At 64.2% G+C, this 7,138-nt stretch carries 7 protein-coding genes and 2 tRNA genes; 5 read left to right on the plus strand and 4 right to left on the minus strand.

The window, feature by feature from the left end:
• Positions 1 to 16: 16 nt before the first annotated feature.
• The 3 genes from gltX (at position 17) to JNK99_RS05930 (ending at position 1,707) form a co-directional block, all read left to right on the plus strand.
• On the plus strand, positions 17 to 1,435 hold the full coding sequence (gene gltX, locus JNK99_RS05920) for a glutamate--tRNA ligase (protein WP_291850059.1): 1,419 nt from the start codon (positions 17 to 19) through the stop codon (positions 1,433 to 1,435).
• A gap of 100 nt (positions 1,436 to 1,535) precedes the next feature.
• Positions 1,536 to 1,611 (plus strand) — tRNA-Ala (locus JNK99_RS05925).
• Between the two features lie 20 nt (positions 1,612 to 1,631).
• Positions 1,632 to 1,707 (plus strand) — tRNA-Glu (locus JNK99_RS05930).
• Positions 1,708 to 1,783: 76 nt separating this feature from the next.
• On the opposite strand, the gene dtd is transcribed toward JNK99_RS05930, so the two are convergent.
• From dtd to JNK99_RS05950, 4 genes are read right to left on the minus strand one after another with little or no spacing between them, the layout of a single operon-like run.
• Entirely contained in the window at positions 1,784 to 2,236 is a 453-nt protein-coding gene (gene dtd, locus JNK99_RS05935) for a D-aminoacyl-tRNA deacylase (protein WP_291850041.1), read from the minus strand.
• Positions 2,233 to 2,691, minus strand: a complete 459-nt coding sequence (gene arsN2 / locus JNK99_RS05940) for an arsenic resistance N-acetyltransferase ArsN2 (RefSeq protein WP_291850044.1) — start codon at positions 2,689 to 2,691, stop codon at positions 2,233 to 2,235. Before arsN2 ends, dtd begins: the two co-directional genes overlap by 4 nt.
• Positions 2,688 to 3,662, minus strand: coding sequence for a cation diffusion facilitator family transporter (locus JNK99_RS05945; protein WP_291850047.1), 975 nt, complete (start codon positions 3,660 to 3,662; stop codon positions 2,688 to 2,690). Before JNK99_RS05945 ends, arsN2 begins: the two co-directional genes overlap by 4 nt.
• Positions 3,663 to 3,699: 37 nt before the next feature.
• Positions 3,700 to 4,746, minus strand: a complete 1,047-nt coding sequence (locus JNK99_RS05950; protein ID WP_291850050.1) for a C4-dicarboxylate ABC transporter — start codon at positions 4,744 to 4,746, stop codon at positions 3,700 to 3,702.
• A gap of 205 nt (positions 4,747 to 4,951) precedes the next feature.
• Here JNK99_RS05950 and JNK99_RS05955 point away from each other — a divergent pair, with 205 nt between their 5' ends.
• Together JNK99_RS05955 and JNK99_RS05960 are read left to right on the plus strand one after the other, a co-directional pair.
• Positions 4,952 to 6,835 carry a sulfatase-like hydrolase/transferase gene (locus JNK99_RS05955; RefSeq protein ID WP_291850053.1) on the plus strand — a complete coding sequence of 628 codons (1,884 nt, stop codon included), beginning with the start codon at positions 4,952 to 4,954 and terminating at the stop codon, positions 6,833 to 6,835.
• 15 nt (positions 6,836 to 6,850) lie between these two features.
• The coding region (locus tag JNK99_RS05960) for an SRPBCC family protein (protein ID WP_291850056.1) at positions 6,851 to 7,138 on the plus strand (288 nt) is incomplete at its 3' end.

A 7,138-nucleotide genomic window follows, 5' to 3' on the forward strand; every position in this document is an offset into this window, starting at 1 on the left:
CCTGCGACCAGCCATCATGATCCGTACCCGTTTTGCCCCGTCCCCGACCGGTTTCCTGCATGTCGGCGGTGCACGCACCGCCCTTTTCTCGTGGGCTTACGCACGCCGCCACGCCGGCAGCTTCATCCTGCGCGTCGAGGATACCGATCTTGCCCGCTCAACCCCGCAAGCGGTGCAGGCAATTCTCGACGGCATGAACTGGCTCGGGCTGGACTACGACGAGGGACCGTTCTACCAGACGCAACGCATGTCCCGCTATCGTGTCGTGATCGAGCAGATGCTCGCCGCCGGCAGCGCCTACCGCTGCTACATGGGCGCCGAGGAACTCGATCAGTTGCGCGAGACGCAGCGCGCGCAGGGCCTCAAGCCGCGTTACGATGGCCGCTGGCGGCCCGAACCGGACAAAGTGCTGCCGACGCCGCCGGCCGCTGTGCCCGCCGTGGTGCGCTTCCGCAATCCGGCCGCCGGCGTGGTCGCCTGGGATGACCTGGTCAAGGGGCGGATCGAGATCGCCAACAGCGAACTCGACGATCTGGTCATCGCGCGCGCCGACGGTTCGCCGACCTACAATTTCTGTGTCGTTGTCGATGACTGGGACATGGGTATCACGCATGTCATCCGCGGCGACGACCATGTCAACAACACGCCGCGTCAGATCAACATCCTGCGGGCTCTCGGCGCACAGGTGCCGCTCTACGCACACCTGTCGATGATCCTGGGCGACGACGGGCAGAAACTGTCGAAGCGCCACGGCGCGGTCAGCGTCATGCAGTACGACGAGGCCGGCTATCTGCCTGCGGCGGTGTGCAACTATCTGGCACGTCTCGGCTGGTCACATGGCGATGACGAGGTGTTTTCGATGCAGCAGTTCTGCCAATGGTTCGACCTCGACCATATCACCCCTTCGGCAGCACAGTTCAACAGCGAAAAGCTCAACTGGCTGAATGCGCATTACCTCCGGCGTACCGACACCGCACGGCTGCTGGCGCTGGTCGGGCCGCGCCTCGCAGCGCGTGGGGTGACGGTTACCGCCGAACCCTCGCTTGCGGCAATCATCGAACTGCACAGGGAGCGAGTGACCAACCTCAACGAACTGGCCGATGTGGCAGAGGTCTTTTACCGCGACCTGCAGCCGAAAGCCGAACTGCTGGCAAAACATCTGAGCAGTGAAACGTTGCCCATGTTGCGCGAATTCGCCGCGGGTCTGGCCGGGATTTCCTGGGAAGCCGCCGCCATTGGGGCGTTGATCAAGCAATGCGTTGCCCGGCACGGGCTTAAGATGCCCAGACTGGCCATGCCGTTACGCGTGCTGTTGACCGGACTGGAGCAGACACCGTCGGTCGATGCGCTGATCGCCGTCTTCCCGCGTTCCGTCGTGATCGAGCGTCTGGCGCGCGCCGAGCGCGTCGCCGTTTCTCCCGGCAGTCCGGTTTAGCATCACGGTCATGCGTACATGCCGAATCTGCTGCGCTGTATTGCGCGTGACGCTTTACAGCGGGGTGCCCACTCCCTATAATCGCCGCTTCTTTCGCGCGGGGGGTATAGCTCAGCTGGGAGAGCGCTTGCATGGCATGCAAGAGGTCCGCGGTTCGATCCCGCGTACCTCCACCACAAGCCGAAAGAAGGTCCGGGTCCCCATCGTCTAGAGGCCCAGGACACTACCCTTTCACGGTAGGTACCGGGGTTCGAATCCCCGTGGGGACGCCAAGATTCAACGGCAACGGCTCGCTTCGAGAAGCGGGCCGTTGCCGTTTGCGGCCCGCCCTTCCTGCCCGTGGCGGGCTTACTCCGGCTGCTGCGAATCGATGCACAGCGTCACCGGCCCATCGTTGATCAGGTGGAGTTGCATGTCGGCACCGAACACCCCGGTTGGCACACGGCGGCCGAGGATGCGCTCGAGCTGTGCGACGAAGCGCTCGAACAGCGGTTGCGCGATTTCCGGCCGGGCGGCACAACTCCAGGAAGGCCGGTTACCTTTGCGGGTTGACGCGAAGAGGGTGAACTGGCTGACGGCAAGCAACTCGCCTTTGACGTCGATGACGCTGCAGTTCATCACGCCGGCCGGGTCGGCGAAGACGCGTAGCCGGGTGAGCTTGCCGGCCATCCAGGTGAGGTCGGCATCGGCGTCGCTCTCCGCGAAACCGGCCAGGATCAGCAGACCCGGTCCAATGACTCCGACCACTTCTCCGGCGACTTCGACGCGGGCCGCGGCGACGCGCTGCACGACCACCCTCATGCCGCTGCGCTGGGGGTCAGCTGGCGTTGCATGCAGACGGCCGATGCGGGGCACAGAGTGCGGAATTCGGCCGTCGCGGCAACTGCCGGCGGAACCCGTTGCCGATCGACTCGGCGGAAGCCAAGCGCGGCAAAGAATGCGACAGCGCTGGTGGTGAGCAGGAACATCTCGCTTCGCCCCCTGGCCAGCGCCTGCTCGCTGAGCGCCGCAACCAGCCGACTGGCCAACCCGCTCCGCCGATGGCTGGCAGTGACCGCGAGCGAACGCAGGAGGACGGCGTCGGCGCAGAACTCGAGACCGGCGCTGCCGACGATGCGTCCACCCTCGCGGCAGACCAGGAATTCCGCCAGGTGCTGCCCAGTCAGGTCGGCGCCGGGCAGGGCGCAGCTCTCGAGCAGGGCGAGCAGTTCGGGCAGGTCCTGCGCACCCGGTGTGCTCAATGACCAGCGGCTCACGACTGCGCACCATCCGGTTGCTGCGGCTTGGCGGTGGCCGGCAGCCAGCGCACCGGGGCGCTCAGCGGTTCCGGTTGCAGGGTGACGTGCATGATGCCCTGTTCGGCCAGCGCGTGGCGACTGCCGGCAAGGACCGTCGGCCACTGATCGATCGATTCGACGACCAGGTGCGCCGAGAGAGCAACCCGTCGCGACGACAGGGTCCAGATGTGGAGGTCGTGCACCGAGGCGACGCCTGGTATGCCAGCCAGCACGAGTGCCACCTGTTCGGTCGACAGGCTGGCCGGGACCCCTTCCATCAGCGCCTGCAGGACTTCGCGCAGCAGGCGCAGGCTCGACGCGAGCATCAGGGTGCAGATCAACAGCGAGAGCAGCGGATCGGCGGTCATCCAGCCGGTCCACATGACTACCGCACCGGAAACCAGCGCGGCGATCGAACCGAGCAGGTCACCCAGGACGTGCAACAGCGCGCCACGCGTGTTCATCGTCTGTTCGCCGTGCATCAGCAGCCAGGCGACCGCGATGTTGAGGATCAGGCCGAGTGCTGCGACCACGGTCACCGCTTCGCCCTTGACCGCGACCGGTTCAAGAATCCGGCTGACCGCGACCACCGAGATGCCGACCACCACCACCACCATGAACAGGACATTGACCAGCGCAGCGAGCGTTTCGACCCGGCCGTAGCCGTAGGTGTGACGTTGCGTCGGTGGGCGTTGCGCCAGCCAGGCAGCGAAAGCGGCGAGCGCGAGCGATGCGCTGTCGGTGACCATATGCCCGGCGTCCCCCAGCAAGGCCAGAGAACCCGACCAGAATCCGGTCACTGCCTCGACGGCAGCGAAGCAGAGGGTCAGCAGCAATGCCCAGAGCAGGCGCGGACCGGCATCGGCCGTGTGCTGGTGGGCATGATCGCCGTGTCGATGTTGCCCGTGTCCGTGCTCATGCTCGTGACGGGGTGAGTGTTGGCCGCTCATGGTTCTGGCATTCTAACCGACATCGCTCGCTGTACCCTCAGGGATGTGGGCGAAACAGCGCGCCGCTGAGCACGCCGCGTATCGTACCTGTCAGGGTGAGCAGCCAGAGGACGAGTAGCAGGAGCCAGCAGCCGACACCGATCCACTCCACCCCGGCCAGGCCGCTGGCGCGGCCGAGTCGTAGGCTGGCCGCGACGAAGGCACCGAGCGGGAAGATGAAACCCCACCACGAAAGAGCAAAAGGCAGCACACCGCGGGCGTGCGCTGCGCCGGTGAGCAGGGCGGCCATTGCCACCCACCAGACGCCGAAGCCCCAGAGCAGCAGGCCGGGCAGGAGGACGATGCCGGTCGGCAGGGAGAAGGGCAACTGCTCGGCGAGATTGAGCAGGCTCACCGGTATGACGCCAATCGGTGCCAGATGGACCCACACGGTCGGGGCCAGCATGCCGAAAGCCGGGTTGGCCAGATACTTGCGCTGCAGCGTCAGGCTCAGCAGAGCAAGGTACATCAGCGTTCCGGCACCGAGGGCGACGATGCTGACCAGCAACGCCAGGTCGCGTGCACCCCCTGCGAGGTGGCCGGTGAGCGGACCGCCGGCAATCGGCACGACCACCAGGCCGACGGCCGGAATGAAGTTGGCCGGCGTCACGTGTTCGAGGCCCAGGTGCTCGCCGGCGAACATTGCGTAGAGCACGGCCAATCCGAGCACGAAGGTGAGCGCAGCCCCTGGCCACCAGAAGCTCAGTGCCAGGTCGATCTGCTCGCCAAAGGCGAGGAATTGCGCCGCGATGACCAGCATGGCGATCGAAAAGGTCGGATAGAAGCTCGCCTGCACCGGATGTCGCAGCGTTGCCAGAGCGGCCTGCGGGTACAGTATCCAGCGACTCGTCCACGGTATGGCGAGCGCGGCGAACAGCAACAGGGTGCAGTAATGCAGAGCCCAGGCCGGCGTCTCGAGGGTGGGCCAGCGAACCGCGAGGGTGAGGGTGGTCAGACTCAGTACGCCGCTCCCCATGACCGAGGCAAACCAGCCCGGAGCGAAATTGCGCACGACGTCGGAGAGTTTGAGCGGTGGTGCGGACATGGTCTGACCTTCATCTCCATCAGCAAACGCTTATTATCCACCAGGATGCGTGGCCATGCACACCGGAGAAAGATTCTCCATGGCAGGGTGGCGACTCGAATGGGTCAGCCCCGACCTCGGGCTGATGGTGGCTTCAGACTGGCCTCAGGTTCTTGTGCCAGGATTCTTGCGCTAGACTATTGATTCCTGCCCGGAAACACCTGCCATGACCGTATTGCCCTCGCGTAACCAGATCGATCGCTTTTTCCTGCTCAGTGGACTGTGGGCGGTGCTGCACGTCAGTGTCTTCACGACGGAAAAGGCTTACAGCTCGCTGGCGGTCGGTCTGTGGACGCTGGCCACGACGGTCAGCTACGCTTTCCTCTATCTCCTGCCGGCGGTCATTCCCGGCTACCTGCTGCACCGCTGGCTGACGCGGCGCGCGGCGACCCGTGCCGCGCGCGTGTTGCTGGCCAGCGTGCTGATCGGTCTGACCGGCTTGATCCAGATTCTCCTCTTTGCCGACCGGGTGATCTATGAAATGTACGGTTTCCACATCAACGGTTTCGTCGTGGACCTCGTTTTGTCTCCCGGCGGGATTGCCTCACTCGGAGCAAGTCGCAGTACCGAACTGACTGCCACCCTGATCGTCATCGCCCTGTTTGGCCTGCAGGTGGCAACCTATCTGTGGACGACGCGGCGGGTAGTCTGTTCGGCCCGCCTGCCGCTGCGTGCGCGCTGGGTGTTGCTGGCGGTCCTCGCCTTCGCGGTCGGCGAGCGCCTGGCCTATGGTTACAGTGCGGCGGTCAATTACCAACCGATTCTTTTCGCCAGTGAACGTTATCCCTTCTATCTGCCCACCACCTTCCGTAAACTGGCCTCCCGCCTCGGGGTCAGCCTGGGCGATGCAATGGCCGATGGCGTGCATGTCAAGCACAGCGCCCTGAGCTACCCGCTGGTACCGCTGCACATCGAACCGCCGGTGCGTCCGCCGAACATTGTCTGGCTGGTTGCCGAATCGCTGCGCTTCGACCTGCTCGATCCGGCCATCATGCCCAGTCTCTGGCAGTTTTCCGAGCAGGCGCTGCGCCTCGAAAATCATTTCAGCGGCGGCAACGCCACCCAGATGGGCATCTTCTCGATGTTCTACGGTCTGTACGGCAATTACTGGTTTCCGATGCTCAAGGCGGCGCGCTCGCCGTTGCTGATGGATGTCCTGCAGCAGCAGAACTACCAGTTCAGCCTGCATACCAGCACGGCTTTCACTTACCCGCCGTTTGACAAGACCGTCTTCCTCAAGATGAACCCGGCCGACATGCATCCGCTGTCCGACGGTCCTCCGGCCTGGGAGAGGGATCGGTTGAATATCGATGAAATCCTCAAGTTCATCGACCGGCGTGACGCGAACCGGCCATTCATGGCCTACATGTTCTTCGAGGGGACGCACGCCAACTACACCTTCCCGGTGGATAGCGTCATCGCCCGGCCGTATCTCGACGACTTCAATTACCTGTCGGCCGATTTCAAGGGACAGATGGAGCAGATCAAGAATCGCTATCTCAACGCGGCGCACCACGTCGACCGGCAGATCGGGCGGGTCATCGCCCATTTGCGCAGGCAGGGCTTGCTCGACGATACCATCGTGATTGTTCTCGGCGATCACGGCGAAGAGTTCATGGAGCGCAGCAACCGCTGGGGGCATGCGGCCGAATTCAACCGCTATCAGACCAGTACGCCAGCCGTGCTCTGGGTGCCGGGAGAGAAGCCGCGCGTGATGAGCGGCATCAGCAGCCACCTCGACATTCCGGCCACGTTGATGCCGCTGCTCGGCGTGCGCAACCCGGCCGAGGATTATTCGCAGGGGCAGAATCTGCTGGCCCCCGACTTCCACCGCGAATATGCTGTCGCGGCCGACTGGCATCGCGTCGCCTATCTCGGCGAGAAGTTCAAGATTGCCTTTCCGATCAATGCCACCGGCACCGTTCGCATGGAAGTGCTCGATGCCGACGACCGGCCGGTGGCCGATCGCGAGCAGGCCAAGGGCGAGATTCGTCAGGAGACGGTCGAGATGATGAACAACCTGACGCGTTTCAGTCGTCCGCGCAGCTGAGCAGCACGAGGTGCCATGGCCACCCACCGTGAGAGCCGTGCCATTGCACTGCCAGTCGAATGGTTGTTTGATGTCGTTGCCGATGTCGAACGTTATCCGGAGTTCGTGCCACTGATGCGCGAGGCGAGGATCGTCCGGCATCACCATAACGCTTACGAAACCGAGCAGAGTCTGGCACTCGGACTGTTGCGGCACCGTTTCCGGACGCGCACCGAACTTGCCCGGCCAAACGGCATCAGCATCGTTTCGCAGGATCGCTCGTTCTGCCGCTTCGACATCCGGTGGACCTTCTCGCCGCTGGCC

It is taken from the genome of Accumulibacter sp. (assembly GCF_016789985.1).
GTDB lineage: Bacteria > Pseudomonadota > Gammaproteobacteria > Burkholderiales > Rhodocyclaceae > Accumulibacter.

Excerpts from the sequence above, each read along its gene's own strand:
- dtd (WP_291850041.1), bottom strand. The coding sequence starts at position 2,236 with ATGAGGGTGGTCGTGCAGCGCGTCGCCGCGGCCCGCGTCGAAGTCGCC.
- gltX (WP_291850059.1), top strand. The coding sequence starts at position 17 with ATGATCCGTACCCGTTTTGCCCCGTCCCCGACCGGTTTCCTGCATGTC.
- JNK99_RS05945 (WP_291850047.1), bottom strand. The coding sequence starts at position 3,662 with ATGAGCGGCCAACACTCACCCCGTCACGAGCATGAGCACGGACACGGG.
- JNK99_RS05950 (WP_291850050.1), bottom strand. The coding sequence starts at position 4,746 with ATGTCCGCACCACCGCTCAAACTCTCCGACGTCGTGCGCAATTTCGCT.
- JNK99_RS05955 (WP_291850053.1), top strand. The coding sequence starts at position 4,952 with ATGACCGTATTGCCCTCGCGTAACCAGATCGATCGCTTTTTCCTGCTC.